29 protein-coding genes and 1 riboswitch are annotated in these 25,187 nt (G+C 71.9%); of the genes, 21 read left to right on the plus strand and 8 right to left on the minus strand.

The genetic code is table 11. From position 1 onward, the window contains the following. Positions 1-59 precede the first annotated feature (59 nt). From ACIQOE_RS15620 to ACIQOE_RS15675, 12 genes are all read left to right on the plus strand, one after another. Complete coding sequence (locus tag ACIQOE_RS15620; RefSeq protein WP_351318362.1) at positions 60-224, plus strand: hypothetical protein; 165 nt, start codon at positions 60-62, stop codon at positions 222-224. Positions 225-256: 32 nt separating this feature from the next. Then, the gene (locus tag ACIQOE_RS15625; RefSeq protein WP_365570700.1) at positions 257-991 is read left to right on the plus strand and encodes a DUF2637 domain-containing protein; all 735 of its coding nucleotides are present in this window, start codon (positions 257-259) and stop codon (positions 989-991) included. Positions 992-1,156: 165 nt separating this feature from the next. After that, on the plus strand, positions 1,157-2,668 hold the full coding sequence (locus ACIQOE_RS15630; RefSeq protein ID WP_365554726.1) for an aldehyde dehydrogenase family protein: 1,512 nt from the start codon (positions 1,157-1,159) through the stop codon (positions 2,666-2,668). Positions 2,669-2,733: 65 nt separating this feature from the next. Beyond that, complete coding sequence (locus ACIQOE_RS15635) at positions 2,734-4,260, plus strand: GMC family oxidoreductase (RefSeq protein WP_401411924.1); 1,527 nt, start codon at positions 2,734-2,736, stop codon at positions 4,258-4,260. Further along, on the plus strand, positions 4,260-5,462 hold the full coding sequence (locus ACIQOE_RS15640; RefSeq protein ID WP_401411926.1) for a glycine betaine/L-proline ABC transporter ATP-binding protein: 1,203 nt from the start codon (positions 4,260-4,262) through the stop codon (positions 5,460-5,462). Before ACIQOE_RS15635 ends, ACIQOE_RS15640 begins: the two co-directional genes overlap by 1 nt. Next, a complete protein-coding gene (locus ACIQOE_RS15645) occupies positions 5,462-7,396 on the plus strand; it encodes an ABC transporter permease (protein WP_401411928.1) in 1,935 nt (644 codons plus the stop codon). The genes ACIQOE_RS15640 and ACIQOE_RS15645 overlap by 1 nt, the downstream gene beginning before the upstream one ends. 2 nt (positions 7,397-7,398) lie before the next feature. Further along, positions 7,399-8,349 carry an ABC transporter substrate-binding protein gene (locus tag ACIQOE_RS15650; RefSeq protein ID WP_365570711.1) on the plus strand — a complete coding sequence of 317 codons (951 nt, stop codon included), beginning with the start codon at positions 7,399-7,401 and terminating at the stop codon, positions 8,347-8,349. A 123-nt stretch (positions 8,350-8,472) separates the two neighbouring features. Further along, positions 8,473-9,885, plus strand: coding sequence for a condensation domain-containing protein (locus ACIQOE_RS15655; RefSeq protein ID WP_365554714.1), 1,413 nt, complete (start codon positions 8,473-8,475; stop codon positions 9,883-9,885). Positions 9,886-10,049: 164 nt separating this feature from the next. Continuing rightward, positions 10,050-10,295, plus strand: a complete 246-nt coding sequence (locus ACIQOE_RS15660) for a hypothetical protein (RefSeq protein ID WP_351318378.1) — start codon at positions 10,050-10,052, stop codon at positions 10,293-10,295. A 7-nt stretch (positions 10,296-10,302) separates the two neighbouring features. Beyond that, on the plus strand, positions 10,303-10,668 hold the full coding sequence (locus ACIQOE_RS15665; protein WP_365554711.1) for a hypothetical protein: 366 nt from the start codon (positions 10,303-10,305) through the stop codon (positions 10,666-10,668). 96 nt (positions 10,669-10,764) lie between these two features. Then, the gene (locus ACIQOE_RS15670) at positions 10,765-11,052 is read left to right on the plus strand and encodes a hypothetical protein (RefSeq protein WP_351318382.1); all 288 of its coding nucleotides are present in this window, start codon (positions 10,765-10,767) and stop codon (positions 11,050-11,052) included. 205 nt (positions 11,053-11,257) lie between these two features. After that, the gene (locus tag ACIQOE_RS15675; protein ID WP_351318384.1) at positions 11,258-11,608 is read left to right on the plus strand and encodes a hypothetical protein; all 351 of its coding nucleotides are present in this window, start codon (positions 11,258-11,260) and stop codon (positions 11,606-11,608) included. Between the two features lie 62 nt (positions 11,609-11,670). On the opposite strand, the gene ACIQOE_RS15680 is transcribed toward ACIQOE_RS15675, so the two are convergent. The 3 genes from ACIQOE_RS15680 to ACIQOE_RS15690 form a co-directional block, all read right to left on the minus strand. Beyond that, positions 11,671-11,958, minus strand: a complete 288-nt coding sequence (locus tag ACIQOE_RS15680) for a hypothetical protein (protein ID WP_351318386.1) — start codon at positions 11,956-11,958, stop codon at positions 11,671-11,673. 222 nt (positions 11,959-12,180) lie between these two features. Beyond that, positions 12,181-12,468 (minus strand): hypothetical protein, encoded by a 288-nt coding sequence (locus tag ACIQOE_RS15685; protein ID WP_351318388.1) that lies wholly within the window; start codon positions 12,466-12,468, stop codon positions 12,181-12,183. A 207-nt stretch (positions 12,469-12,675) separates the two neighbouring features. Beyond that, on the minus strand, positions 12,676-13,161 hold the full coding sequence (locus ACIQOE_RS15690) for a hypothetical protein (protein ID WP_365554706.1): 486 nt from the start codon (positions 13,159-13,161) through the stop codon (positions 12,676-12,678). Between the two features lie 464 nt (positions 13,162-13,625). On the opposite strand from ACIQOE_RS15690, the gene ACIQOE_RS15695 reads away from it, so the two are divergent. The 3 genes from ACIQOE_RS15695 to ACIQOE_RS15705 all read left to right on the plus strand — a co-directional run bounded on the left by ACIQOE_RS15695 (position 13,626) and on the right by ACIQOE_RS15705 (position 15,496). Continuing rightward, positions 13,626-14,267 carry a hypothetical protein gene (locus tag ACIQOE_RS15695; protein ID WP_351318392.1) on the plus strand — a complete coding sequence of 214 codons (642 nt, stop codon included), beginning with the start codon at positions 13,626-13,628 and terminating at the stop codon, positions 14,265-14,267. A 76-nt stretch (positions 14,268-14,343) separates the two neighbouring features. Next, positions 14,344-14,622: a hypothetical protein gene (locus ACIQOE_RS15700; RefSeq protein WP_351318394.1), complete on the plus strand. Its 279-nt coding sequence runs from the start codon at positions 14,344-14,346 to the stop codon at positions 14,620-14,622. 217 nt (positions 14,623-14,839) lie between these two features. Next, positions 14,840-15,496 carry a chaplin gene (locus ACIQOE_RS15705; protein WP_365554701.1) on the plus strand — a complete coding sequence of 219 codons (657 nt, stop codon included), beginning with the start codon at positions 14,840-14,842 and terminating at the stop codon, positions 15,494-15,496. Between the two features lie 84 nt (positions 15,497-15,580). On the opposite strand, the gene ACIQOE_RS15710 is transcribed toward ACIQOE_RS15705, so the two are convergent. After that, positions 15,581-16,078, minus strand: coding sequence for a carboxymuconolactone decarboxylase family protein (locus tag ACIQOE_RS15710; RefSeq protein ID WP_362640325.1), 498 nt, complete (start codon positions 16,076-16,078; stop codon positions 15,581-15,583). A 46-nt stretch (positions 16,079-16,124) separates the two neighbouring features. Between ACIQOE_RS15710 and ACIQOE_RS15715 the strand changes: the two genes are divergently transcribed. Then, a complete protein-coding gene (locus ACIQOE_RS15715; RefSeq protein ID WP_365554698.1) occupies positions 16,125-17,555 on the plus strand; it encodes a PLP-dependent aminotransferase family protein in 1,431 nt (476 codons plus the stop codon). 11 nt (positions 17,556-17,566) lie between these two features. Here the strand turns inward: ACIQOE_RS15715 and ACIQOE_RS15720 are convergent, their stop codons facing one another. The 3 genes from ACIQOE_RS15720 to ACIQOE_RS15730 all read right to left on the minus strand — a co-directional run bounded on the left by ACIQOE_RS15720 (position 17,567) and on the right by ACIQOE_RS15730 (position 19,178). Continuing rightward, entirely contained in the window at positions 17,567-17,788 is a 222-nt protein-coding gene (locus ACIQOE_RS15720; RefSeq protein WP_401411935.1) for a helix-turn-helix domain-containing protein, read from the minus strand. After that, positions 17,788-18,279, minus strand: coding sequence for a DUF2975 domain-containing protein (locus tag ACIQOE_RS15725; protein WP_401411937.1), 492 nt, complete (start codon positions 18,277-18,279; stop codon positions 17,788-17,790). The genes ACIQOE_RS15720 and ACIQOE_RS15725 overlap by 1 nt, the downstream gene beginning before the upstream one ends. Before the next feature lie 71 nt (positions 18,280-18,350). After that, entirely contained in the window at positions 18,351-19,178 is an 828-nt protein-coding gene (locus ACIQOE_RS15730; RefSeq protein WP_401412523.1) for a DMT family transporter, read from the minus strand. A 132-nt stretch (positions 19,179-19,310) separates the two neighbouring features. On the opposite strand from ACIQOE_RS15730, the gene ACIQOE_RS15735 reads away from it, so the two are divergent. The 5 genes from ACIQOE_RS15735 to ACIQOE_RS15755 all read left to right on the plus strand — a co-directional run bounded on the left by ACIQOE_RS15735 (position 19,311) and on the right by ACIQOE_RS15755 (position 24,410). Further along, positions 19,311-19,658, plus strand: coding sequence for a hypothetical protein (locus ACIQOE_RS15735; RefSeq protein ID WP_365554692.1), 348 nt, complete (start codon positions 19,311-19,313; stop codon positions 19,656-19,658). A 7-nt stretch (positions 19,659-19,665) separates the two neighbouring features. Continuing rightward, on the plus strand, positions 19,666-20,850 hold the full coding sequence (locus ACIQOE_RS15740) for a glutathionylspermidine synthase family protein (RefSeq protein WP_401411939.1): 1,185 nt from the start codon (positions 19,666-19,668) through the stop codon (positions 20,848-20,850). 63 nt (positions 20,851-20,913) lie between these two features. Further along, a riboswitch (ZMP/ZTP riboswitch) is annotated at positions 20,914-21,003 on the plus strand. A 32-nt stretch (positions 21,004-21,035) separates the two neighbouring features. Further along, entirely contained in the window at positions 21,036-22,490 is a 1,455-nt protein-coding gene (locus ACIQOE_RS15745; RefSeq protein WP_351318409.1) for a glycine hydroxymethyltransferase, read from the plus strand. 141 nt (positions 22,491-22,631) lie between these two features. Further along, positions 22,632-23,645, plus strand: coding sequence for a tryptophan--tRNA ligase (trpS, locus tag ACIQOE_RS15750; protein WP_351318411.1), 1,014 nt, complete (start codon positions 22,632-22,634; stop codon positions 23,643-23,645). A 186-nt stretch (positions 23,646-23,831) separates the two neighbouring features. Further along, positions 23,832-24,410: a 2'-5' RNA ligase family protein gene (locus tag ACIQOE_RS15755; RefSeq protein ID WP_365554686.1), complete on the plus strand. Its 579-nt coding sequence runs from the start codon at positions 23,832-23,834 to the stop codon at positions 24,408-24,410. 20 nt (positions 24,411-24,430) lie between these two features. Here ACIQOE_RS15755 and ACIQOE_RS15760 read toward each other — a convergent pair whose 3' ends face one another. After that, positions 24,431-25,186 (minus strand): decaprenylphospho-beta-D-erythro-pentofuranosid-2-ulose 2-reductase, encoded by a 756-nt coding sequence (locus ACIQOE_RS15760; RefSeq protein WP_351318415.1) that lies wholly within the window; start codon positions 25,184-25,186, stop codon positions 24,431-24,433. Position 25,187: the final 1 nt, after the last annotated feature.

Raw genomic sequence — 25,187 nt, forward strand, 5'->3', positions numbered from 1 at the left:
TTCCCCCGAACGCTCCAAATCCTGCTCCGATCGACGGTCGTTAGGTGACTGTGACGCGATTGGACTGGATCACCGCCGAAGACCACCCGACCACCGCGCTCCGCTGGCCCGGCAATATGGAAATCACTTCATGTTCGGACCTGCTCGATGATTTCCTGACGAGAATCAAAGTGCTGGAAAATGATTATCGGCGGACCTTGGCGGATCTGTACGCAGCGTTCTGAAGCAGGGTGCGGAGGTTTTATCGATGGACGGGATGCAGCGCGACGCTGGTCTCTACGACCATCCCGGTCTCTACGACCACCCGGGTCTCCATGAGCACCCCGGGCGCTACGAGCACCCCGGCCTCTACGACCATCCGGGCCTGTACGACCACACCTGGGCCGCTCCGGAGCAGGACACCGCGCCGAGCGACTGGGACCCGGTCGAGGAACTGGCGCAGATGCTGTCCGCGCCGACCGTGAGCGTCAGCTCGGCTCCCACCCTGCTGGACGTGCCGGCGCAGCGCAGGAGCAGCCGCCGGCGGGTCCGCCGCCACGACTCGCACCTGCTCGACGGCGGCCGGAGCGTCACCCACATCACGTTCCTGATCGCGGCGGTCTCGCTGTGCGCGGTCTGCATGCTGACCTGGTCCCTGTGCTACTCGTACGGGCAGTTGCGCGGGATCGCGTCGTCGATGCTCCCCGCGGGGCTCGCCCAGTACTGGCCGCTGACGGTGTACGGCCCGTGGTTCGTGGCGGCCCTGTCCGTCCTGCGCGCCACCGCGCAGCGCCGCAGCGCCCGCCGGTCCTGGTGCGTGGTGCTGGCCGCCTCCGTCCTGGCCGTGGTGCTCTGCGTCAGCCACTCGTCCCACGCGTTGTTGTCGTTAGTCATTTTCGGGATTCCGCCCGTGACTGCACTCGTGTGTTTCTGGGAACTCGTCGGCCAGATCTCGGCCAAGAGCAGGCCCCGGCACGCCACGCACACCGAGTCGGCGGATTCCGCGGCCTGAGAGAGGCCCTTTTGTGCCGGTACGTCCGGCTGTTCAGTGAGACAGCGCACTTTCGGCCGCCGATTGCGCATGCAATCCCCGTCCGAGGGCATGCGGTGACGGTCCCCGAGGGTGACCCCTCTGTCACGCAGGGGCACTGAACAGGAACGGAAGGCAATACCGATCATGGCGGACCGAACGGCACAAGCGACCATCCAGGTCGGAGGCGAGTGGCTGGCAGCCGTCTCCGGCGCGACGCGCGAGATCATCGACCCCGCGGACGGCCTGCCCTTCGCCGTGGTCGCCGAGGGTGACGAGAAGGACGCGGAGGCGGCGGTGGCCGCCGCCCGGCGCGCCTTCGACACCGGCGACTGGCCGCGCACCGCTCTCGCCGAGCGGGCCGCCCTGCTGCGCCGGGTGGCCGACCTGCTCGTTCGCGACCGCGAGAAGCTGGGCCTGCTGGAGAGCCGGGACGCGGGCAAGACCGTCGAGGAGGGCCGCGTCGACATCGACTGCGTCGCCGACGCCTTCCGCTACTTCGCCGACCTGGTGGCGGCGGAGGGCGCGGGCCGGGTGGTGGACGCGGGCTCGCCCGACATCCACAGCGTCGTCGTCCACGAGCCGGTCGGTGTCTGCGCCCTGATCACGCCCTGGAACTACCCGCTGCTGCAGGCGAGCTGGAAGATCGCTCCGGCCCTCGCGGCGGGCAACACCTTCGTGATCAAGCCGAGCGAGATCACCCCGCTGACGACCGTCGCGCTGATCGGACTGCTGGCGGAGGCCGGGCTGCCGGCCGGAGCCGCCAACATCGTCACCGGCCCCGGGCACAGCGTCGGCGCCCGCCTCGCCGACCACCCCGACGTCGACCTGGTCTCCTTCACCGGCGGACTGGTCAGCGGCGTCAAGGTCGCCCAGGCGGCCGCCGTGTCGGTCAAGAAGGTGGCCCTCGAACTCGGCGGCAAGAACCCCAACGTGGTCTTCGCCGACGCCTGCGCCACCGAGGAAGGCTTCGACACCGCCGTCGACCAGGCCCTCAACGCCGCCTTCATCCACAGCGGCCAGGTCTGCTCGGCCGGCGCCCGGCTGATCGTCGAGGAGCCGCTGCGGGAACGGTTCGTCGCCGAACTCGCCCGCCGCGCCGCCCGGATCCGCCTCGGCCGCGGAACGGCCGACGGCGTCGAGTGCGGACCGCTCGTCTCCGAGCAGCAGCGCGCCAAGACCGAGGAGTACGTGGCGTCGGCGCTCGCCGAGGGCGCAGTCCTGCGCTCCGGCGGCAAGCGCCCCGAACCGTCCGCCGACCGCCCCGAGGGCGGCTACTTCTACGAGCCGACGGTCCTGGACCAGTGCCACCGGGAGATGCGGGTGGTCCGCGAGGAGGTCTTCGGGCCGGTCCTCACCGTGGAGACCTTCCGCACCGAGGACGAGGCGGTCGCCCTCGCCAACGACACCGAGTACGGCCTGGCCGGTGCCGTCTGGACCGCCGACGCCGGACGCGCCCGCCGGGTCGCGGCGCGGCTGCGGCACGGCACCGTCTGGATCAACGACTTCCACCCCTACCTCCCGCAGGCGGAGTGGGGCGGCTTCGGGAAGAGCGGCACCGGCCGCGAGCTGGGGCCCGCCGGACTCGCCGAGTACCGCGAGACCAAGCACATCTACCAGAACCTCGCGCCACGGCCGGTGCGCTGGTTCGCCGGCTGAGCCCTCACCCGACCGCCGTACGCGGCTGCCTCACCGAGGTCCCGGAAGCTTTTGGAGCACCCCCGATGTCCCAGTCCCACACCTACGACTACGTCGTCATAGGCGGCGGAACCGCCGGTTCCGTCATAGCCTCCCGTCTCACCGAGAACCCCGACGTCACGGTCGCCGTGATCGAGGGCGGCCCCAGCGACGTCGGCCGCGACGACGTCCTCACCCTGCGCCGCTGGATGGGCCTGCTCGGCGGCGAGCTGGACTACGACTACCCGACCACCGAGCAGCCGCGCGGCAACTCCCACATCCGGCACAGCCGGGCCCGCGTCCTGGGCGGCTGCTCGTCCCACAACACGCTCATCGCCTTCAAGCCGCTGCCCTCCGACTGGGACGAGTGGGAGGCGGCCGGCGCCGACGGCTGGGGCGCGGTCCCGATGGAGGCGTACTACGCCCGCCTCCTGAACAACATCGTCCCGGTCGACGAGAAGGACCGGAACGCCATCGCCCGCGACTTCGTCGACGCGGCCCAGGAGGCGCTGGGCGTCCCGCGCGTGGAGGGCTTCAACCAGAAGCCGTTCACCGAAGGCGCCGGCTTCTTCGACCTCGCCTACCACCCCGAGGACAACAAGCGCTCCAGCGCCTCGGTGGCCTACCTCCACCCGGTGATGGACGAGCGGCCCAACCTGACGCTCCTGCTGGAGACCTGGGCCTACCGGCTCCAGCTGGACGGCACCCGCGCCGAGGGCGTGCACGTGCGCACCAAGGACGGCGAGGAACTGCTGATACGGGCCCGCAACGAGGTCGTGCTGTGCGCGGGCGCCGTCGACTCCCCGCGGCTGCTCCTGCACTCGGGCATCGGCCCGGCCGAGGACCTTCGAGCGCTCGGCATCCCGGCCGTGCTCGACCTGCCGGGCGTCGGCGAGAACCTCCTCGACCACCCCGAGTCGGTCATCGTCTGGGAGACGAACGGACCGATCCCCGACAACTCCGCGATGGACTCCGACGCGGGCCTGTTCGTGCGCCGCGACCCCGAACACGCGGGCCCGGACCTGATGTTCCACTTCTACCAGATCCCGTTCACCGACAACCCGGAGCGACTGGGCTACGAGCGGCCGGAGTTCGGCGTCTCGATGACCCCGAACATCCCCAAGCCGCGCAGCCGCGGCCGGCTCTACCTCAAGAGCGCCGACCCGGCGGAGAAGCCCGCCCTGGACTTCCGCTACTTCACCGACGAGGACGACTACGACGGCCGCACCCTCGTCGACGGCATCCGCATCGCCCGCGAGATCGCGAAGACCGAGCCGCTGGCCGGCTGGCTGAAGCGCGAGGTGTGCCCGGGTCCGGAGATCCTCGGCGACGCCGAACTCGGCGAGTACGCCCGCAAGGTGGCGCACACCGTGTACCACCCGGCCGGCACCTGCCGGATGGGCGCGGCGGACGACGCAGGGGCCGTCGTCGACCCGGAGCTGCGGATCCGCGGCCTGGACGGCATCCGGATCGCCGACGCCTCCGTCTTCCCGACCATGCCGGCCGTGAACCCGATGATCGGAGTGCTGATGGTCGGCGAGAGGGCCGTGGACCTGCTGAAGGGCGGTGCGTGATGACCAGTACGACCCCGGTGGCGGCCTCCGCCACACCCCCCGCCTCGACCCCCGTCTTCTCCGTCGACGGCCTGTGGAAGGTGTTCGGCCCGAAGGCCGGCCAGATCCCCGGCGACCCCGAACTCGCCGCCCTCGCGCCCGCCGAGCTGCGGGCCCGCACCGGCTGCACGGCGGCCGTCCGTGACGTCTCCTTCGACGTGCGCAAGGGCGAGGTCTTCGTCGTGATGGGCCTGTCCGGCTCCGGGAAGTCGACGCTGGTCCGCTGCCTGACCCGGCTCATCGAGCCCACCTCCGGCACGATCGCCATCGACGGCGAGGACGTCCGGGCCATGGACAAGGGCCGGCTGCGCGAGCTGCGCCGGCACCGCGCGGCGATGGTCTTCCAGCACTTCGGACTGCTGCCGCACCGCTCCGTCCTCGACAACGTCGCCTACGGCCTGGAGATCCAGGGCGTAGGCAGGTCCGAGCGGCGCGCACGGGCCGCGGAGGTCGTCGCCAAGGTCGGACTCGACGGCATGGAGCAGCGCCGCCCCGCCCAGCTCTCCGGTGGCCAGCGCCAGCGGGTCGGACTGGCGCGGGCGCTCGCCGTCGACCCCGAGGTCCTCCTCTTCGACGAGCCGTTCAGCGCGCTCGACCCGCTGATCAGACGGGACATGCAGGAGGAGGTGGTCCGCCTGCACCAGGAGGAGGGCCGCACGATGGTCTTCATCACGCACGACCTGAGCGAGGCGCTCAAGCTCGGTGACCGCATCGCGCTGATGCGGGACGGCCGGGTGGTGCAGCTCGGCACGCCGGAGGAGATCGTCGGTTCCCCGGCCGACGACTACGTCCGGGAGTTCGTACGGGACGTCCCGCGCGAGCAGGTCCTGACGGTCGGCTCCGCGATGAGGCCGGCGGTGGACGGGGAGGCCTCGGCCGGACCCGTGGTCAGCCCGGCGGCGACGGTCTCCGAGGCGATCGACCTGGTGGCCGCGGAGGGCGCTCCGGCGCGGGTCGTGGACGGGGACCGGTGCGTCGGCGTCGTCGACGCGGACACGCTGCTCGGCGTCGTGGCGAAGGGCGACGCGGGCGGTGGCCCGTCCGCGGGCGAGCGGGGACCGGTCGGCCCTGCCACCGGCGCGGCACAGGCGGCCATGGCGGCACCCCACGAGCGCGGGGAAGCGCAGCCCCCGGCGCCCCGCACCAGCCCGGAGGGTGTGTGATGGCGACCGTCACCGTCCCGACGCCCCGTCGAATACCGCTGCCCGCCAGCCAGGCCGTGCGCAAGCTGCTCGCCCTGGCCGTGGTGGCGGCCGTCCTCGTGCCGCTCGCGCACTCCCACTGGGCGTCCGCCGCCTGGCCGCACGGCCTCACCGTCGACCTCTCCAAGCCGCTGACCTCCGCCAGCAACTGGGTCATCGACAACCGCGACACCCACCCCCTCTTCCTCTACTTCCTCGGCTACATCAGCAACGCCGTCGTGCTGACCGTCCGGGTCGTCTACCTCGCGCTGCTCGCCGCGGGCTGGCCCGGCGTCACCGTGCTGGCCGCCGCCGTCGCGCACCGCGTCGCCGGCCTCCGGCTCGCCGCCGGCACGGCCGCCGCGTTCCTCGCCTGCGGTCTCCTCGGCATGTGGGTGCCGACGATGCAGACCCTCGCGCTGATGGTCGTGGCCGTCCTCGCGTCCGTCGCCGTCGGCCTGGTCCTCGGCCTCGGCGCCGGTCTCTCCGACCGGCTGCACCGCGCCCTGCGCCCGGTCCTGGACACCATGCAGGTGCTGCCCGCCTTCGCCTACCTGCTCCCGGTGGTCCTGGTCTTCGGCATCGGCGTGCCCGCGGCCGTCCTCGCCACCGTCGTCTACGCCGCCCCGCCGATGGCCCGGCTCACCGCCCTCGGCCTGCGCGGCGCCGACCCGGAGGTCCTGGAGGCCGTCGAGTCCCTCGGCGCCACCCGCCGGCAGCGGCTGCTGACCGCGCGCATCCCGCTGGCCCGCAAGGAACTGCTGCTCGGCCTCAACCAGACGATCATGATGGCGCTGTCGATGGCCGTCATCGCCTCCGTCATCGGCGCCGGCGGCCTCGGGGACCGCGTCTACCAGGCGCTGGCCTCCGTCGACGTCGGCGCGGCCCTCGCCGCCGGCATCCCGATCGTGCTCCTCGCGGTCGTCCTGGACCGCATCACCGCCGCGGCCGGCGACCGGGACGACACCCGCCCCGGCAGGGCCGGCCTCCTCTACGCCCTCGCCGCCACCGTCGCGGTCGCCGTCGCCGCCCGTCTCCTCGGGGGCCTTGACTGGCCCGCGGGCTGGACCCTGAACTTCGCCGAACCGGTCAACCGCGCCGTCGACTGGATGACCGCCCACCTGTACTCGGGCGTCCCGGTCGTGGGCGGCACCGCCGACTGGGCGGCCCACTTCACCACCTGGATCCTGGACCCCGTCCGGTCCGGCCTGCAGTGGCTGCCCTGGTGGTCGGTGCTGCTCGTCGTCGCCGCCCTGGCCTGGCTGATCGGCACCTGGCGCACCGCGCTCACCGCCGTCCTCGCGATGGCCGCGATCGGCGTACTGGGCGTGTGGGAGGAGTCGCTCGACACGCTGTCCCAGGTCCTCGCGGCCGTCGCCGTCACGCTCGTCATCGGCATCGCCACCGGCATCGCGGCCGCCCGCAGCGACCGCGTCGAACGCGCCCTGCGCCCGGTCCTGGACGTGTTCCAGACCATGCCGCAGTTCGTGTACCTGATCCCGGTCGTCGCGCTGTTCGGCGTCGGCCGCGCCCCGGCCGTCGCGGCCGCCGTCGTCTACGCGCTGCCCGCCGTCGTACGGATCACCGCGCAGGGCCTGCGGCAGGTCGACCCCGCCGCCCTGGAGTCCGCGCGGTCCCTGGGCGCGACCGGCCGGCAGCAGCTGTGGCAGGTCCAGCTCCCGCTCGCCCGGCCCGCGTTGCTGCTCGCCGTCAACCAGGGCGTGGTGCTGGTCCTCGCCGTCGTCATCATCGGCGGCCTGGTCGGCGGCGGTGCGCTCGGCTACGACGTCGCCTTCGGTCTCGCCCAGGGCGACCTGGCGACCGGACTGGTGGCCGGTGCCGCCATCGTCTGCCTGGGCCTGATGCTCGACCGGGTCACCCAGCCCACCGACCGCCGTACGACGAAGGGAGCCTGACCATGCGCCGCACGCCTCTGGCGGCCACCGCCTGCGTGCTGGTCCTCGCGACCGGCTGCGGTGCCGCCGACATGACCAAGCAGGCCTCGCCCTTCGCCAACGCGCAGGGGTCGAAGACCGTGACCCTGTCCGTGCAGTCCTGGGTCGGCGCGCAGTCCAACGTCGCCGTCGCCCAGTACCTGCTGGAACACGAACTCGGCTACCGCGTCGACACCGTGCAGGTGGACGAGGTGCCCGCCTGGGACGCGCTCAGCCAGGGCCGCGTCGACGCAATCCTGGAGGACTGGGGCCACCCGGACCAGGAGAAGCGCTACGTCCAGGACAAGAAGACCATCGGGCGCGGCGGGGACCTCGGGGTCACCGGGCACATCGGCTGGTTCGTGCCGACCTACCTGGTCAAGCAGCACCCCGACATCACGAACTGGAAGAACCTCAACAAGTACGCCTCCCTCTTCCGCACCGCGGAGAGCGGCGGCAAGGGCCAACTCCTGGACGGCTCACCCTCGTACGTCACCAACGACAAGGCGCTGGTGAAGAACCTGAAGCTGGACTACCAGGTGGTCTTCGCCGGTTCGGAGGCCGCCCAGATCACCCAGATGAAACAGTTCGCCAAGGAGAAGAAGCCCTTCCTGACCTACTGGTACTCGCCCCAGTGGCTGTTCGAGAAGGTGCCGATGACCGAGGTGAAGCTGCCCGCGTACAAGGAGGGGTGCGACGCCGACGCGGCCGAGATCGCCTGCGCCTACCCGCACACCCCGCTGCAGAAGTACCTCAACGCGGACTTCGCGAAGGACGGCGGCCGGGCGGCGGCCTTCCTGAAGAAGTTCAGGTGGACGACCGAGGACCAGAACCAGGTCTCGCTGATGATCGCCGACCAGAAGCTGAGCCCTCAGAAGGCCGCCGAGAAGTGGGTGCGCACTCACCCTTCGGTGTGGAAGAAGTGGCTCTCCTGAACCGCCCCGCCAACTCGTTCGAGGTGTCACACGTCCCGCTGAAAACCGGGCGACACAGCGGCCGTCGCTCGCGCACGGCCGGGACTTGATCAAGCTGGTGTCTTCTGTGAAGGAGACGCCATCGTGCGAATTTCTGACATTCAGCGCTGCGAGGTCCGGCCCGGACGGCTAGTGGAGTGGACGTTCAGCCCGGCGACCGTCGCGGCGGCGACAGCGCTCCCACCGGATCCACGGCCGCCGGCCTACATCCAGGAGTCGCACATCAGGACGGCGCGGGCGGTGCGCGAGGACGGCCTGTTCGTGCCGACCTGGCTCGGCACGGCGTTCGACCTGCCGGGCCGGGCCGACCTCGACGCGCTCGAAGAGGCCCTGCGCGGCTGGACGTTGCGGCACGAGACGCTGCGCAGCGGCTTCCGGATGGTGGACGAGGAGATGCGCCGGTTCACCCTGGACGCCGACGACGTGGCGCTGCACCGCGAGGAGGTCGGCGACTTCGCCGACGCGGACGTGCTGACCCGGTACCTCCAGGACCGGTTCGACGTCGCCGCGGACGCGCTCGGCTGGCCGAACCTCATCTACGCGGCGGTCGTCCGCGACGACTCCACCAGCGTGTACATGGCCTTCGACCACACCAACGTCGACGCCTACTCCCTCCAGCTCACCTCGAACGAGATCCACGGGCTGTACACGGCCTCCCGCGCGGGTCGGCCCGTCACCGGTGCGCCGGTGGGGAGTTACGTGGACTTCTGCCGGCAGGAGCGGGCGAACGCGGACGGGATCGACGACACCCACGCGATCGTCGGGCGCTGGCGCGAGTTCATCGGCCGGTGCGACGGGAGGCTCCCGGAGTTCCCGGTCGACCTCGGTCTGCGGCCCGGCGGCGCGCTGCCCGCCCAGAAGCTGATGTGCGAGCCGCTCGTCGACGCCGACACCGCGGCCGCGTTCGAGGCGTACTGCCGGCCCTACGGCGGCAGCCTGGTGGGCATCCTGGCCGCGACCAGCCTGATCGTCCACGAACTGGGCGGCGGGCCGGTCTACCGGACGGTCGTGCCGTTCCACACCCGGCTGAAGTCCGAGTGGTCGGACTCCGTGGGCTGGTACGTCGGCGGCGCGCCGATCGAGGTGCCGGCGGCCCGGGACTTCGACGGCGCGCTCGCCACGGTCCGCTCCGAACTGCGGGCCAACCGCTCGCTGGCCCGCATCCCGCTGGCCCGCGTACTGCGGCTGCTCGGCACGGACTTCCGCCCGACCTCGCCCGACCTGTACTCGATCGTCTCGTACACGGACGCCCGCCCGACCCCCGGCTCGGACGGCTGGACCGAGCAGAAGACGTACGGCCTGATCCGGGTGTCCTACGGCGACCAGGTGTGCGCCTGGGTCAGCCGCCTCCACGAGGGCCTGTGGTTCGCCTGCCGGTACCCGGACACCGAGATCGCCTACAAGAACGTGCGCCGGTACGCCGAGAGACTGCGGGACGTGATCGCCTCCGTACCGGCGACCGGTCACCTGCGCACCGCGCAGCCCGAACTGCTCTGAGTCAACTTCCCTCTGATACGACCGTATTGGAATCGCGGCATTATGCGGCGAACGTCAACTCATCGACCCATTGGGTGCGGTACGTCGCATGCCGCTACTGCTAGTGTTTGCGCGGTCACGCTAGGCAATCGGTCTCGATGTACAGGAAAAGAATCGAGGTTTCCATGCGCAAGCTTCAGAAGGTCGTGTTCGCGGCGGTGGCGGCGGCCGGCGGCCTGTCTGCCCTCGGCGCCGGCACCGCTGTCGCCGACAGCTCGGGCAACGGGCTGCAGGTGGCCGACCTCTACCGCCCCTACCAGGAGTGCAGCCCGCAGACGGTGGCCGAGAACGACATCCCGGTCGCCGTGCTCGGTCTCGCGGGCACCACGGACACCACCTGCGGTCAGTACAACAACGCCTTCACCGGCTGAGTCCGGCATGGTGAACCGGAAGAAGATCGCGGCTCTCTCGGTGGTCGTCGGCGGCCTCCTGGCGACCGGTGCGGGCATCGCCCAGGCGCATGCCGCGGCGGCCCCGGGGGCGTGCACCCGTGACCTCCTGGGCAACCTCAGCTGCTCCCAGCGGTTCAAGGGCGAGGTGCCCGAGGGTGAGTTGCCGCCCCACCAGGACACCTGCCAGCCGGTGCAGCCCCTGACGGTGCCCGCCGTGCTCGGCAACGGCCGGGCGCGCCTGGGACCCGAGGTGACCTGTTCCCCGACCACTTGGGGATCGAACGGCACCCGCGAGGACCGGCATGCCCGGCACTGGCAGGCGACGACGGCGCACGAAGACGACGCGACATGAGCGAGTGTAGATCCTGAATGACTACGTAATGTGTGTATATGCTCACACTGCGTAGTCGAACCGGGCTGTCCTGCCCGGAGAAGAAAGGGTCACATCATGCGTAAGTTTCAGCGTGCCGCGGTCGTAGCGGCGGCCGTTGCCGGTCTGTCCTTCGTCGGTGCCGGGGCGAGCTTCGCCGCCGGTGGCGGGGACGCGGGCCAGGGCGTCACCGCCGTGGCCAACTCGTCGGCCAACGCCGTTGCCGTGGGCAGCGGTTACTACGGCCCGCAGGTCCAGCCGCAGGGTCAGCCGGAGGGCCAGCCCGAGGAGCAGAAGGCCGGTCCCGAGGGTCCCGAGGGCCCCGAGCAGGGCTACGGCGAGCAGCAGGGCGGCGAGGGCGAGTAACGACGTACCGGGGAACATCGCACGAACTCCGGGTTCCTCTCGGCGACTTGCCGAGGGGTGTCCCGTGGCGACGGCAGCCCGGACGCACTGCTCCCTCGGGGCATGCGTCCGGGCTGCCGTCGTCCTGTCGTATCCGACCTTCTCGGGCCCGACGCGCGCCGGCGACGGCATGCGGACGGGCCCTTCTCGCAAAGGAAAGCACCACATGTTGACTCGGCAGAAGATTGCCACCGTCACGGGGCTCGTCGGGAGTCTCGCGGCGATCTGCGTCGGCGCGGGACACGCCTCCGCGTACGCGGACGGGCGCTCCGGCGACTGCAAGACCAACGCGCAGGGCGACACCGTCTGCATCCGCAAGAGCGAGATCCACAGCGACAAGGACGGCACGCACGTCATCAAGCAGACGCAGGACTGCACGACGGTCGACCGGCCCAGCGTGGTGTATCCGGAGGACGGACTGCTGGGCAGCGGCTCCACGAGCGCCGGTCCCGAGGTGGACTGCTCCAACAAGGCGGAGCTGCCCAAGGGCTTCAAGAAGCCGCACTTCGAGTTCTGAGCGCCGAACGACGGATCCCGGTACCCGGCTTGTCGCCGGGTACCGGGATCCGTCGTCTGTGCCTACCTGCCGAAGCTGTTGTTGCAGCCCATGTCCGAACCGAGGTGGCTCTGCTGGGCGCCGGCGTTGCCCTCGCCGTTCAGCAGGTTGCCGCCCAGGCCGTTGAGGATGCCGACCTCGCCGAGGACGTCCAGGTTCAGGTCGTGCGACCTGCAGGTGCTGCTCTGCCGGATGTCGAAGCTGTCGCCCCGCTTCCCGCCGCCCTGGTCGGCGTGGGCGGCGCCGGCGCCCAGGAGCCCGATGCTCCCGAACGCGGCGAAGAGGACGGCGGCCATACGTACCTTGTGCATTTCATCTCCGCTGAGGTGGGGTAGAGGCGATCTTCCAAAGACCGGCCTCCTTGAGCTGAAGATTGATACGAAATAACCGAGATATTCCAGCGGCGCGCCGAACTCCGTTGATTTTCACCACCTCTGGGTTCCGCCGGTACATACGAATGGTCCCGGTGCCGGGTTTTGCGCCCGGCACCGGGACCATTGTGTCGACCGGCGTCTGCGTGCCGATCAGGTGTTTCAGAAGGCGCTGTTGTTGCAGCCCATGGTGGAGCCGATGTCGGTGGCCTGGGCGCCCGGGTTGCCCTCGCCGTTCAGCGCGTTGCCCAGAAGGCCGTTGAGCAGGCCGACCTCGCCGAGGACGTCCAGGTTCAGGTCGTGCGACTTGCAGTTGGAGCTCTGAGTGATGTTGAACTTGTCGCCGTGCTCGCCGCCCCTGCCGCCCTGGTCGGCGTGGGCCGTGCCGCCGACGAGTCCGATGCTGCCGATAGCGGCGACCAGGACGGCAACGTTGCGAAGCTTACGCATGTCATCTCCGGGGAGTGAGTGGGTGCGATCTGTGGGGGGATCGACTTGTTACAGTTACGGGAGATTAGTACGAAATACTCCAAAGATGGCAACGACGCGCCGATTTCGCGATCATTAAGTGAAAGCACCCGAAAGCCGTATCGCGTCGCTGCGGACACCTCGGCCGCGATTACCGGCAATTGCCCATCGCGTGCCGACAGTTGACCGTCATCCCTGGCGCGCGTTGGCGAGCGCGTTCGACTGGCTGTTGGCCTGGGAGCAGTCGACGCCGCGGGTCTGGGAGGCGGCGAGCAGCGCGACCGGGACGTTCGCGTCGAGCAGGGTCTGCGGGCTGCATTCCTGCGACGGGCGGAACATGTTGGTCTGGCTCACCGGGGCGGCCTGGCCCTGCGCCTGCTGCGGGGCCGGCGACGACAGCTGCGGGTTGATCTGCGGGTTCAGCTGCGGGTTGATCTGCGGGGCGACCTCGGTGGCGCGCTGCGGGGGCGCCTGCTGCACGGCCGGCGAACCGTAGGACTGCGCGGTCGCCTGGGCCGAGGAGAGCGAGGCGGCCTGGGCGTCCGGCTGCGAAACGGGCGGCGGCACAGCCCCGTTGTAGGCGGCGGGGGTGGCGGCGGAGCTGGGGCCGGCGCCGACGGCGGTGAGACCTCCGGCTGCTGCGACGACGAGCGCGACCTTACGAAGCTTGCGCATGGAATTCTCGGCCCTTCAATTGACCTGTGCACGGAATCTGATGAAATGCTGAATGAGGCAGCGCAGTTGTCGCTGTGCCGGCGTCCTGTGCGGCTGCGGTGAACCATCGTCCTTGCCCCGTGGGGAACGAGACGCGCGCGGAGCCAGAAACGGCCGCCGGGGTGTGGTCACCCATTTGCCGCAGGGTGTGCGGATCGTGAAGTCCCGCCCATGGCACGGCAAATGGGTGACGGGCCAGCAATTGCCGTGACCGCGGCCGGGCGTTCCTCGTTCCGACGAGGAGAGGGCAGCGACCGTGGACCTGACGAGGTGAGGCAATCGCTGCCGGCTCCGAATGCGAAGTCCGCGTGCTTATCGGAATTACCGCTGCCGGCGGTGCGGTACGAACATCACACCGACGGCACGTGTGACGGCGCTGAATGCAATGGACTTCCCTATTCAGGTATCGAAGGGCCGAGGGTTTCATGCGCAAGCTTCACAAGGCCGCGCTCTTTGCAGTGGCGGCCGGCGGTCTGTCCGCGCTCGGCGGCGGTGTCAGTCACGCCGCCGAGATGGCACCGGGCAGTCCCGCCCCGGCTCCGGCTCCCGCTCCCGAGCAATTCGCTCCCCAGGCGGCCCCGGCGCCCGCTCCGCAGCCGGTCCAGCAGGCCGTGCCCGCGCCGCAGACCGGTTACGCCTCCAGCACGGCCTCCTCGCAGGGAGTCGCGCAGGCCGCCACGACGCCGTACCCGCAGCAGGCCGCCCCGCAGTACCCGCAGCAGGCCCCTGCGCAGTACCAGCAGCCGGCGCCGCAGTACCAGCAGCCCGCCCCGCAGTACCAGCAGCAGGCCGCCCCCGCGCAGCCCGCCCAGGTGGTGCCGCAGGTCATGCCCCAGGTCATGCCGCAGGTCGCCCCGCAACTGGCGGTGCCGCAGGTCCCGCAGAGCGTCGGAGGCCAGCCCCCGGCGATCGTCGCCCCGCAGGTGAACCCGCAGATCAACCCCCAGGTGAACCCGCTGCTCAGCCCGCAGCTGGGGCAGCCGGGCGTGCCGCAGCTCTCCCCGGTCGGCCTCGGACAGGTCGCCGCGCCTCCGGTCGGCCAGCTCGGCCTTCCCCGGCTCGGCTGACCGCGGCGCCGCCGGACCTCCGCACCACCCGCACCATCTCCCGCAGATTCCCTCCGTACCGAAATCTGGAGTACCCATGCGCAAGTTCCACAAGGCGGTCCTCGTGGGCGCCGCCATGCTCGGCAGCGTCGGCTCGTTCGGCGCCGGCACCGCCTCCGCCCACGACGACCTCGGCCGCGACCTGGACATCACCCAGGCCACCGAGTGCCGTTCGCACGACATGAACATCGAGGTGCTCGGCAGCGTCGGCGCGCTCACCGGCCTGGCGGGCAACCTGCTCAACGGCGAGGGCAACCCGGGCGCGCAGCAGAGCCACCTCGGCTCGGACATGGGCTGCAACAACCAGGCCCTCTGACGGCCCCGGCCGCGCACCCCGCCGTCGTGTGCCGATCCGCCGCCCGAGTCCGGGGCCGGCACGGCGAGACGTCGGCGGGGCCGGCCCGCGGCCTCCGGTCCCGTACGCCCGTATCGACGCGATACCGGCGAACAGAGCCGTTTTCTCCATCGTTTTGCTTGGATTTTCGCCGATCGCGGGTGAGTGCCCGCGACGTGTCTGGAAGGGCAGGGAACCCATGAAACGGGCTACCCGGAACAGTGTGATCGCCTTCGCCGTCGCGTCTGGTGCGATGGCGGTCGCGGGGCCCGCGTGGGCCGACTCCGCCGCGGACGGTTCCGCGACGGGCTCGCCCGGCGTGCTGTCCGGCAACGACATCCAGTTGCCGGTGAACATCCCGGTGAACGTGTGCGGGAACACCGTCGACGTGGTCGGGCTCCTCAACCCCGCGATGGGCAACCGCTGCTCCAACGAGGGCGGAAAGTCCGCGCACAAGGACAAGGAGAAGGAGGGCGCGGCGGCCTCCGGCACCGCGCACGACTCGCCGGGCGTCCTGTCCGGCAACGCCCTTCAGCTCCCGGTCGACGTCCCGGTGAACGTCGTCGGCAACAGCGTGAACGCGGTGGGTGTCGGCAACCCCGTCTTCGGCAACTCCGCCGGCACGCCGGACGAGCCCGCCCCCTCCACGCCTCCGGTCCGGCACACGCCGTCCCACCCGGTCAAGGCGCACCCCGCGCCCGAGCCGCCCGCCCCCGTCCACCACCACGCGGGCGGCATGCTCGCGCACACCGGAACGGGCAACCCCTGGGCGCCGGCCGCCGCGAGCCTCGCGTCGCTGACGGCCGGTGTGCTGCTCTACCGCCGCTTCCGGCCGGGGGCCGGCCACGTGGCGTGATCCGCGCCCGCCCGTCAGACGGAGCCCGGCGGCGCCCTTCAGGACCGCCGCCGACGCCCCGGCCCGGACGGTCGGCGGCCCTGCCTACGCGTGCTGCCCCGGCGTGTAGTGCCCCGGCACCAGGCGGCAGGTCACCCCGAACCGGTTCCAGGCGTTGATCACCGTGATCGCGGCGATCAGCTGCGCCAGCTCCGTCTCGCCGAAGTGCTTGGCGGCCCGCTCGTAGACGGCGTCCGGCACGAAGCCGTCCGTCAGGACGGTCACGGCCTCCGTCAGCCCCAGCGCCGCCAGCTCCTTCTCGGTGTAGAAGTGCTCGGACTCCTCCCAGGCGCTGAGCTGGATGATCCGCTCGACGCTCTCGCCCTGCGCGAGCGCGTCCTTGCTGTGCATGTCCACGCAGAGCGCGCAGCGGTTGAGCTGCGAGGCCCGGATCTTCACCAGCTCCAGGAGCTTCGGGTCCAGGCCCCTGCGGGCGGCGGTGTCCAGCCGGACCATCGCCCGGAAGACGTCGGGCACCAGCTCCGACCAGGGCAGACGGGGGGTGTGTTCGGGTGCGTACTCGGACGGTTGTTCTGTGGTCATATCTCGACCCTAGGAGTCAGGCAGCCCAGGAGTATGGTCCATTTCCATGGCGAGAACATGGGCCACTCTGGGAATCGACCTCCATCTGGAGCCGGCCGGTCCGGGGCTGCGCCGGGGGCTGACCGACGCCCTGCGGGAAGCCGTCCGCGGCGGCCGGCTGGTCCCCGGCACCCGGCTGCCCTCCTCGCGGTCCCTCGCCGCCGACCTCGGGATCGCCCGCAACACCGTCGCCGACGCCTACGCCGACCTGGTCGCCGAGGGCTGGCTCACCGCCCGCCAGGGCTCCGGCACGCGGGTCGCGGCCAGGGAGCCGACACCCTCGCCCGACGGGCCCCGCGCACCGGCGCCCGCGCCCGGCGCGAGCGCCCGCCTTCCCGCCTACGACCTGCGCGCCGGCCACCCCGACGTCTCCGCCTTCCCGCGCACGGAGTGGCTCAGGGCGGCCCGCCGCGCCCTCACCGCAGCCCCCAACGAGGCCTTCGGCTACGGCGATCCGCGCGGCCGCGTCGAACTGCGCACCGCGCTCGCCGCCTACCTCGCCCGCGCCCGGGGCGTGCGCGCCGACCCCGAACGCATCGTGATCTGCGCCGGGTTCGCCCACGGCCTCGGCCTGCTCGGCCAACTGCTGCGGGCCCGCGGGGCGGACACGGTCGCGGTGGAGTCGTACGGCCTCGACGAGCACTGGCGGCTGCTGAGCGCGGCCGGACTGCGCACCCGCCCGCTGCCCTTCGACCGGCTCGGCACCGACACCACACGGCTGTCCCGGGGGCCGGCGGCGGTGCTGCTGACCCCGGCCCACCAGTTCCCGATGGGCGTGCCGCTGCACCGCGACCGGCGGGCCGCCGTCGTGGACTGGGCGCGGCGCACCGGCGGTCTGGTCCTGGAGGACGACTACGACGGGGAGTTCCGCTACGACCGCCGTCCGGTCGGCGCGCTCCAGGGCCTGGCCCCCGACGAGGTCGTCTACCTGGGCACGGCCAGCAAGTCCCTGGCACCCGGGCTGCGGCTGGCCTGGATGGTGCTGCCGACGGGACTGGTCCGGGAGGCGGTGGCGGTCAAGGGTGCCGTGGACGTCTGCGGGACGCCGGACCAGCTGACCCTCGCCGAGTTCATCACCTCCGGCGCGTACGACCGGCATGTGCGCGCGTCCCGTTCGCGCTACCGGCGCCGCCGGGACGCCCTGGTCGCGGCCCTCGCCGAGCACGCCCCGCGGATCGAGGTCACCGGCATCGCGGCCGGCCTGCACATGCTGCTGCGGCTGCCGCCCGGCACCGAGCGCCGGGTGATCGGTGCCGCCGCCGGCCTCGGCCTCGCCCTCGACGGCCTCACCCCGCGCCACCGGCATCCCGACACGGCCGCCGCACCCCTGGACGCCCTCGTCCTCGGCTACGGCACCCCCGCCGACCATGCCTGGTCGGGTGCGCTGGACCTGCTGTGCACGGTGCTGTCGGACCCGGCCGTGACCGGCACCGGCTGAACCCGGGCGGCTCAGCCGCCCGCGGCCTCCTCGGCCTCCCAGCGCAGCAGGTCGCCGGGCTGGCACTCCAGCGCCTCGCAGAGCGCGGCGAGCGTCGCGAACCGCACCGCCTTGGCGCGGCCGTTCTTGAGCACGGCGAGGTTGGCGGGCGTGATCCCGACCCGCTCCGCCAGCTCGCCCACGGACATCTTCCGCCTGGCCAGCATCACGTCGATGTCGACGGTGATGGGCATCAGATCACCTCGTCCAGCTCGGCCCGCATCCCGGCGGCCTCGACGTCGCGCGCGACGGCCTGGGCCAGCAGCATCCGCAGGACGAGCACGACGAGCGCGACCCCGAGGACGGCGAGGCCGATCCCGGCCATGATGACGCTGACGCCCGGGTCGTCCCGCTGGCCGGGCGCGTTGATGCCCGTGACCGTGAACCACAGCAGGGCGGCCGCCACGATCGCGCCGATCACCGTGTCGACGTACCGGAAGGCCGCGTGGGAGAAGACGGTCCCGCGGCGCACCATCGTCACCAGCCGCCACACGCAGACCACGGCCACCTGGGCCGTCACCATCCCCAGCACCGTGATCACGCGGAACGCGGTCAGCGGGACCGAGCCGTCCTCCGGGTCGTTCCCGGTGACCAGCGCCCACACCATCCCGGCCTGCACGCACACGGTGCCGGCGAGCACCACCGCGAGCACGGCGCGCAACGCGCACGTTGTCAGCTTCCCCACGACCCGTCCTCCCATCGTCTTTCGATGGGAATCTATCGAAATTCGATAGGTCGGGCAAGGGTGTGCGCGGCTCAGGCCTCCGCCTCGTCCTCCGGTGCCTCGCCGAACCGGGCCAGCGCCAGGGCCCCCGCCACGGCCACCGTGAAGCCGAGCACCCCGAGCCAGGCGAGCCCCTCGCGGGTGCGGTCGCCGAGCCAGACCACGCCGACCGCCGCCGGGCCGATCGTCTCGCCGATCACCATCCCCGCCGTCGCCGTGGTCACCGAGCCGCGCTGCAGCGCCGAGGTCAGCAGCAGGAAGGCGCCGCCGCCGCCGACCAGCAGCGCGTAGAGCGCCGGGTCGGTGAACAGACCGGCCGGACGCAGGGTGTCGACGAGCCGCACCGACACCTCCACCACCCCGAACCCGAACCCGGCGCCGAGGCCCAGCAGCAGCGCCCGCCCGCGCCCCGACAGCCGGCCGCCCGCGAGCCCGAGCAGCAGCACGCCCACCGCGGTCGCGAGCATGGCCCACTTCAGCGCGTCCGAACCGGCCCGGCCGCCCTCCGGTCCCGACGCCAGCCCCAGCATGGCGAGCCCCGCGCACACGACCCCGACCGCGCCCCACTCCAGCCCGCTCAGCCGCACCCGCAGCAGCCGGGCCGCGACCACCGCGGTCACCGCGAGACTGGACGCCAGCGCCGCGCTCACCGCGTAGATGGGGAGCGAGCACAGCGCCAGGATCTGGAAGACGAACCCCAGCCCGTCCAGCCCCAGTCCGGCGACGTACCGCCACTGGCGGACCGCCCGCAGCAGCAGCGCGGCCTCCCCGCCGCCGCCGTCACCGGCCGCCCGCGCGGCCACCGCCTGAAGAACCGTCGCGGTACCGAAGCAGAGCGCCGCGGCGAGAGCGCACACCATTCCGAAGAGCACACAGGGACTGTAGGGGAGGGGAGCGGGGGGTGCGGCGACCGGGCGGCCGGCGGCGCGGGGGCCGTCGGGCCGCTCGTCTAAGCTGGCGCCGGACATCGGGCCGACGGGGGAGAGACGAACATGGCCGACGCACGCGGACAGCTCCGCTCGGGCACGGTGGTCCTCGGCGGAATGGGCCTGCTGGCCGCCGCCCTCACCGCCTGCTCCTCCGAGCCCGACAAGCGCTGCGTCGACCGCGACAGCTACACCGCGGCCAGGGGCTACCGGGTCGTCTCCGACCAGAACTGCCGCTCCGCGAAGTCCTCGGCCGACGGCGCCTACTACTACGGCGGCAAGAAGAAGAGCGGCTGGGTCAGCGGCGGCTCGTTCACCGTGCCGGCCAAGGGGTCGGGCGGCTCGTCCGGCGGCCACGGCGTCCACCGCGGCGGCTTCGGTCACGGCGGCGGTCACGGCGGCTCGGGCGGCTGATCCCGCGATGGAGCGCCGTACCGTCGAACCCCGCCCCGGCTGGCAGCGGACCGTCGAGAGCCAGGGGGTGATCTACCCCCTCACCCGCCGTCCCGACGGGACCCTGCACCCCTACTGGGACGAGAGCGCGTACTACGCCTTCACCCTGGAGGAGGTGGAGGCGCTGGAGGACGTGGTCGGCGAACTGCACGCCATGTGTCTGGCGGCGGCCGGGCACATCGTGGCGCAGGATCGTTTCGCCGAACTGGGCCTCACCGATCCCCGGATACGCGCCGCCGTCACCGAGTCCTGGCACCGCCGCGCCGAACTCCCCTCCCTCTACGGCCGTTTCGACCTCCGCCACGACGGCTGCGGCCCGCCGAAGCTCCTGGAGTACAACGCCGACACCCCCACCTCCCTGGTGGAGGCCGCCTCGGCCCAGTGGTTCTGGATGGAGGACCGCTTCCCCGGCGCCGACCAGTGGAACAGCCTCCACGAACGCCTCGTCGCAGCCTGGCGGCGGCAGGCCCGGCTGCTCCCGCCCGGCGCGCCCCTGCACTTCGCCCACTCCGCCGCCGACGAACTCGGCGAGGACCTCATGACGGTCGCCTACCTGAAGGAGACCGCCGAGCAGGCGGGCCTGGACACCGAGTGGATCTCCATGGAGGAGATCGGCTGGGACACCCTGTCCGGGCGCTTCGTGGACAACGGTCTCCGGTTCATCCGCAGCTGCTTCAAGCTCTACCCCTGGGAATGGCTCACCACGGACGCCTTCGCCGGCCACGTCCTGGACACCCTGGACAACGGCGGCGGCACCGGAACCACGATGTGGATCGAACCGGCCTGGAAGATGCTTCTGAGCAACAAGGCCCTGCTGGCGATCCTCTGGGAGCTGTACCCGGGGCACCCGAACCTGCTGCCGGCCTACGTCGACGGCCCGCGGGAGCTGGCGGCCGGCCAGGGCTACGTCAGCAAGCCGCTGCTGGGCCGGGAGGGCGACGGCGTGCGGGTGCATCCGCCGGGCGAGGCCCCCGTCGTACGCCAAGAGGCCTGCTGCTACCAGGAGTTGGCTCCCCTGCCGGCCTTCGACGGCAACCACGTGGTGCTGGGCGCGTGGGTGGTGGGGGAGGAGGCGGCGGGCCTGGGCATCCGCGAGTCCCGGGGCCTGGTCACGGACGACCAGGCCCGCTTCCTGCCCCACGTGATCCTCTGACGGGCAGGGCCGCCCGACTGGTGGACGTCCAGCCCCCCGGGACGGGCCCGCCGGGTAGTGTGACCAGCGGGCCGTGACTGGCGCGCTGGGATGGGACCGACCATCGGGGAGCGGCCCGCGACTGACCGAGTGCCGTGCGCCTGGGCCGAACCGTGAGTGCCGAACGACATGTCCGGAGGTCCCGAATGACTGACAAGTCCGCGCCCCTGTCCACCGAGTCCACCGCGTTCCGATCCGCCCTCGACGTGATCCGCGCGGTCGAGCCGCGCGTCGCCGACGCCATCGGCCAGGAGGTCCACGACCAGCGCGAGATGCTCAAGCTGATCGCCTCGGAGAACTACGCCTCCCCGGCGACCCTGCTCGCGATGGGCAACTGGTTCAGCGACAAGTACGCGGAGGGCACCGTCGGCCGCCGCTTCTACGCCGGCTGCCGCAACGTCGACACCGTCGAGGCGCTTGCCGCCGAGCACGCCCGCGAGCTGTTCGGCGCCCGGCACGCCTACGTCCAGCCGCACTCCGGCATCGACGCCAACCTGGTCGCCTTCTGGGCCGTCCTCGCCGACCGCGTCGAGGCGCCGTTCCTCCAGAGGACCGGCGTCCGCCAGATCAACGACCTGACCGAGGCCGACTGGGCCGAGCTGCGGCAGGCCTTCGGCAACCAGCGGATGCTCGGCATGTCCCTGGACGCGGGCGGCCACCTCACCCACGGCTTCCGCCCCAACATCTCCGGCAAGATGTTCGACCAGCGGTCCTACGGCACCGACCCGGCGACCGGCCTGATCGACTACGACGCGCTGCGCGCCCAGGCCCGTGACTTCAAGCCGCTGATCCTGGTGGCCGGCTACTCCGCCTACCCGCGGCTGGTGAACTTCCGGATCATGCGGGAGATCGCCGACGAGGTCGGCGCGACCCTCATGGTCGACATGGCGCACTTCGCGGGCCTGGTCGCCGGCAAGGTCCTGACCGGCGACTTCGACCCGGTCCCGCACGCCCAGATCGTCACCACGACCACCCACAAGTCGCTGCGCGGCCCGCGCGGCGGCATGGTCCTGTGCGACGACTCGCTCAAGGACCAGGTCGACCGGGGCTGCCCGATGGTCCTCGGCGGCCCGCTCCCGCACGTCATGGCCGCCAAGGCCGTCGCCCTGGCCGAGGCCCGGCAGCCCTCCTTCCAGGACTACGCCCGGCGGATCGTGGACAACTCCCGCGCGCTGGCCGACGGCCTGATGCGCCGCGGCGCCACGCTGGTGACCGGCGGCACGGACAACCACCTCAACCTGATCGACGTCGAGTCGTCGTACGGCCTCACCGGCCGGCAGGCCGAGACGGCGCTGCTCGACTCCGGCATCGTCACCAACCGCAACGCGATCCCGGCCGACCCGAACGGCGCCTGGTACACCTCCGGCATCCGCATCGGCACGCCCGCGCTCACCACCCGCGGCCTCGGCACCGCCGAGATGGACGAGGTCGCGGGCCTGATCGACCGCGTGCTGACCGCCGCCGAGCCGGGCACGACGAAGTCCGGCGCCCCGTCCAAGGCCTCCCACGTCCTGGACGAGAAGGTCTCGGCGGAGATCGCTCAGCGGGCGACGGATCTCGTCGCCGGCTTCCCGCTGTACCCGGAGATCGACCTCGGCTGATCGACGCCGGTCGGGGCAGCGCCCCTGAAGGAGCGCGGGGAACCGCGCGACGGGCCCCCGCCGGGCCCGCGGCCCCCGCGCTCCGGAACCACCCCCACCACCGGGCCGATCCCGCCCTCACCCTCTGAGAGAATGGTGAGCATGGCCTCTGACCGACCCCGCGTGCTCTCCGGCATCCAGCCCACCGCCGGCTCGTTCCACCTCGGCAACTACCTCGGCGCCGTCCGCCAGTGGGTGGCCCTCCAGGAGTCCCACGACGCCTTCTACATGGTCGTCGACCTGCACGCGATCACGGTCCCGCAGGACCCCGCCGACCTGCGCGCCAACACCCGGCTCGCCGCGGCCCAGCTGCTCGCGGCCGGCCTGGACCCGGACCGCTGCACCCTCTTCGTGCAGAGCCACGTCCCGGAGCACGCCCAGCTCGCCTGGGTCATGAACTGCCTGACCGGCTTCGGCGAGGCCAGCCGGATGACCCAGTTCAAGGACAAGGCGGCCAAGCAGGGCGCGGACCGCGCCAGCGTCGGCCTGTTCACGTACCCGATCCTCCAGGTCGCCGACATCCTGCTCTACCAGGCCAACGAGGTGCCCGTCGGCGAGGACCAGCGCCAGCACGTGGAGCTGACCCGCGACCTCGCGGAGCGCTTCAACGGCCGCTTCGGCGCGACCTTCACCGTCCCCAAGCCGTACATCCTCAAGGAGACGGCGAAGATCTACGACCTCCAGGACCCGGCGATCAAGATGAGCAAGTCGGCGTCCACGCCGAAGGGCCTCATCAACCTGCTCGACGAGCCGAAGGCGACGGCGAAGAAGGTCAAGAGCGCGGTCACCGACACGGACACCGTGATCCGCTACGACGCCGAGCACAAGCCGGGCGTCTCCAACCTGCTCACCATCTACTCCACCCTCACCGGCCGCACGATCGCCGAGCTGGAGCAGGAGTACGAGGGCAAGATGTACGGCGCGCTCAAGACGGACCTCGCCGACGTCATGGTGGACTTCGTCACCCCGTTCCGGGAGCGCACCCAGCAGTACCTGGACGACTCGGAGACGCTGGACTCGATCCTCGCCAAGGGCGCGGAGAAGGCCCGCGCGGTCGCCGCGGAGACCCTGTCCCAGGCCTACGAGCGGGTCGGTTTCCTGCCCGCCAAGCACTGAGCGCGGTACCGACCGCGCCGAGCGGAGCGCCAGGGGCGCTCGGGGCGCCCCGGGGAGCGCACGGGAGCGCTGCACATCACTTCGGCCACGGCTGCCCGGAAGGCGGCCGTGGCCGTACAGTCGATAGCCGGACGGCAGTGTACGAACCCGGCACACGTCCGATCATCACGACCGACAGGAGATGACGTGGGGACCGTAACGATCGGCGTCTCGATCGCGGTCCCGGAGCCTCACGGCAGCCTGCTCCAGGAGCGGCGCGCGGGCTTCGGCGACGCCGCGGCGCACGGCATCCCGACGCACGTCACGCTGCTGCCGCCCACGGAGATCGCCGCGGAGTCACTGGCCGCCGTGGAGGCGCACCTCGGCGAGGTCGCCGCGGCCGGCCGGCCCTTCCCGATGCGGCTGTCCGGCACCGGCACCTTCCGGCCGCTGTCGCCGGTGGTGTACGTCCGGGTCGTGCAGGGGGCGGACGACTGCTCCTGGCTCCAGCAGCGGGTCCGGGAATCCTCCGGGCCGCTCGACCGCGAGCTGCAGTTCCCCTACCACCCGCACGTGACCGTCGCGCACGGCATCGACGAGGCCGCGATGGACCGGGCGTTCGCCGAGCTGGCCGAGTACGAGGCCGCGTGGCCGTGCACCGGCTTCGCGCTGTACGAGCAGGGGCTCGACGGCGTGTGGCGCAAGCTGCGCGAGTACGTCTTCGGCGGCGCCGTCGTGCCGCCGCAGGCCGGGCACTCGGAACGGGACACCATCGCCAGCCGGTAGCCGCTGCCCCCGGCCGTCCCTCAGATCGGCAGCCGCCGGAACAGCGGCCGCGGCGCGTGCCGCAGCGCCGCCATCACCACCCGCAGCGCCCCCGGCACCCACACCAGCTCCGAGCGCCTGCGCAGCCCCGTCTCGATCGCCGTCGCCACCGCCTCCGGGGTCGTCGCCAGGGGCGCCTCGGCCAGCCCCGCGGTCATCCGCGACCGCACGAAGCCCGGCCGTACGACCATCACGTGCACGCCGGTGCCGTGCAGCGCGTCGCCGAGGCCCTGCGCGAACGCGTCGAGGCCCGCCTTGCTGGAGCCGTAGATGAAGTTCGAGCGCCGGGCCCGCTCACCGGCGACCGACGACAGGACCACCAGGGAGCCGTGCCCCTGCGTCTGCAGCTCCCGCGCGCAGACCAGCCCGGCCGAGACGGCGCCCGTGTAGTTGGTCTGCGCCACCCGCACGGCCTGCACCGGCTCGCGCTCGTCGGTGGCCTGGTCGCCCAGGACGCCGAAGGCCAGCAGCACCATGTCGATGTCGCCCTCGGCGAAGACCTTGCCGAGGGCCTCCTCGTGGGACTCGGGGTCGAGCGCGTCGAAGGGGACGGTGCGGACCTCGGCGCCCAGGGCGCGCAGTTGCTCGGTGGCGGCGCCGAGGGCGGGCGAGGGGCGGCCGGCCAGCCAGACCGTGCGGGTGCGGCGGGCGATCAGCCGGCGCGCGGTGGCCAGCGCGATCTCGGACGTACCGCCGAGCACGAGCAGGGACTGGGGCATTCCGAAGGCGTCCTTCATG

It is taken from the genome of Streptomyces sp. NPDC091282, assembly GCF_044757385.1.
Taxonomy (GTDB): Bacteria; Actinomycetota; Actinomycetes; order Streptomycetales; family Streptomycetaceae; genus Streptomyces; species Streptomyces gramineus.

What these genes read in the sequence shown, in the direction of transcription:
- ACIQOE_RS15705 (WP_365554701.1), top strand. Translation starts at nt 14,840, where the DNA reads ATGAAACGGGCTACCCGGAACAGTGTGATCGCCTTCGCCGTCGCGTCT.
- ACIQOE_RS15690 (WP_365554706.1), bottom strand. Translation starts at nt 13,161, where the DNA reads ATGCGCAAGCTTCGTAAGGTCGCGCTCGTCGTCGCAGCAGCCGGAGGT.
- ACIQOE_RS15735 (WP_365554692.1), top strand. Translation starts at nt 19,311, where the DNA reads ATGGCCGACGCACGCGGACAGCTCCGCTCGGGCACGGTGGTCCTCGGC.
- ACIQOE_RS15700 (WP_351318394.1), top strand. Translation starts at nt 14,344, where the DNA reads ATGCGCAAGTTCCACAAGGCGGTCCTCGTGGGCGCCGCCATGCTCGGC.
- ACIQOE_RS15710 (WP_362640325.1), bottom strand. Translation starts at nt 16,078, where the DNA reads ATGACCACAGAACAACCGTCCGAGTACGCACCCGAACACACCCCCCGT.
- ACIQOE_RS15650 (WP_365570711.1), top strand. Translation starts at nt 7,399, where the DNA reads ATGCGCCGCACGCCTCTGGCGGCCACCGCCTGCGTGCTGGTCCTCGCG.
- ACIQOE_RS15715 (WP_365554698.1), top strand. Translation starts at nt 16,125, where the DNA reads ATGGCGAGAACATGGGCCACTCTGGGAATCGACCTCCATCTGGAGCCG.
- trpS (WP_351318411.1), top strand. Translation starts at nt 22,632, where the DNA reads ATGGCCTCTGACCGACCCCGCGTGCTCTCCGGCATCCAGCCCACCGCC.
- ACIQOE_RS15685 (WP_351318388.1), bottom strand. Translation starts at nt 12,468, where the DNA reads ATGCGTAAGCTTCGCAACGTTGCCGTCCTGGTCGCCGCTATCGGCAGC.
- ACIQOE_RS15745 (WP_351318409.1), top strand. Translation starts at nt 21,036, where the DNA reads ATGACTGACAAGTCCGCGCCCCTGTCCACCGAGTCCACCGCGTTCCGA.
- ACIQOE_RS15665 (WP_365554711.1), top strand. Translation starts at nt 10,303, where the DNA reads ATGGTGAACCGGAAGAAGATCGCGGCTCTCTCGGTGGTCGTCGGCGGC.
- ACIQOE_RS15680 (WP_351318386.1), bottom strand. Translation starts at nt 11,958, where the DNA reads ATGCACAAGGTACGTATGGCCGCCGTCCTCTTCGCCGCGTTCGGGAGC.
- ACIQOE_RS15625 (WP_365570700.1), top strand. Translation starts at nt 257, where the DNA reads ATGCAGCGCGACGCTGGTCTCTACGACCATCCCGGTCTCTACGACCAC.
- ACIQOE_RS15695 (WP_351318392.1), top strand. Translation starts at nt 13,626, where the DNA reads ATGCGCAAGCTTCACAAGGCCGCGCTCTTTGCAGTGGCGGCCGGCGGT.
- ACIQOE_RS15660 (WP_351318378.1), top strand. Translation starts at nt 10,050, where the DNA reads ATGCGCAAGCTTCAGAAGGTCGTGTTCGCGGCGGTGGCGGCGGCCGGC.
- ACIQOE_RS15635 (WP_401411924.1), top strand. Translation starts at nt 2,734, where the DNA reads ATGTCCCAGTCCCACACCTACGACTACGTCGTCATAGGCGGCGGAACC.
- ACIQOE_RS15645 (WP_401411928.1), top strand. Translation starts at nt 5,462, where the DNA reads ATGGCGACCGTCACCGTCCCGACGCCCCGTCGAATACCGCTGCCCGCC.
- ACIQOE_RS15670 (WP_351318382.1), top strand. Translation starts at nt 10,765, where the DNA reads ATGCGTAAGTTTCAGCGTGCCGCGGTCGTAGCGGCGGCCGTTGCCGGT.
- ACIQOE_RS15640 (WP_401411926.1), top strand. Translation starts at nt 4,260, where the DNA reads ATGACCAGTACGACCCCGGTGGCGGCCTCCGCCACACCCCCCGCCTCG.
- ACIQOE_RS15630 (WP_365554726.1), top strand. Translation starts at nt 1,157, where the DNA reads ATGGCGGACCGAACGGCACAAGCGACCATCCAGGTCGGAGGCGAGTGG.
- ACIQOE_RS15675 (WP_351318384.1), top strand. Translation starts at nt 11,258, where the DNA reads ATGTTGACTCGGCAGAAGATTGCCACCGTCACGGGGCTCGTCGGGAGT.
- ACIQOE_RS15740 (WP_401411939.1), top strand. Translation starts at nt 19,666, where the DNA reads ATGGAGCGCCGTACCGTCGAACCCCGCCCCGGCTGGCAGCGGACCGTC.
- ACIQOE_RS15760 (WP_351318415.1), bottom strand. Translation starts at nt 25,186, where the DNA reads ATGAAGGACGCCTTCGGAATGCCCCAGTCCCTGCTCGTGCTCGGCGGT.
- ACIQOE_RS15720 (WP_401411935.1), bottom strand. Translation starts at nt 17,788, where the DNA reads ATGCCCATCACCGTCGACATCGACGTGATGCTGGCCAGGCGGAAGATG.
- ACIQOE_RS15730 (WP_401412523.1), bottom strand. Translation starts at nt 19,178, where the DNA reads ATGGTGTGCGCTCTCGCCGCGGCGCTCTGCTTCGGTACCGCGACGGTT.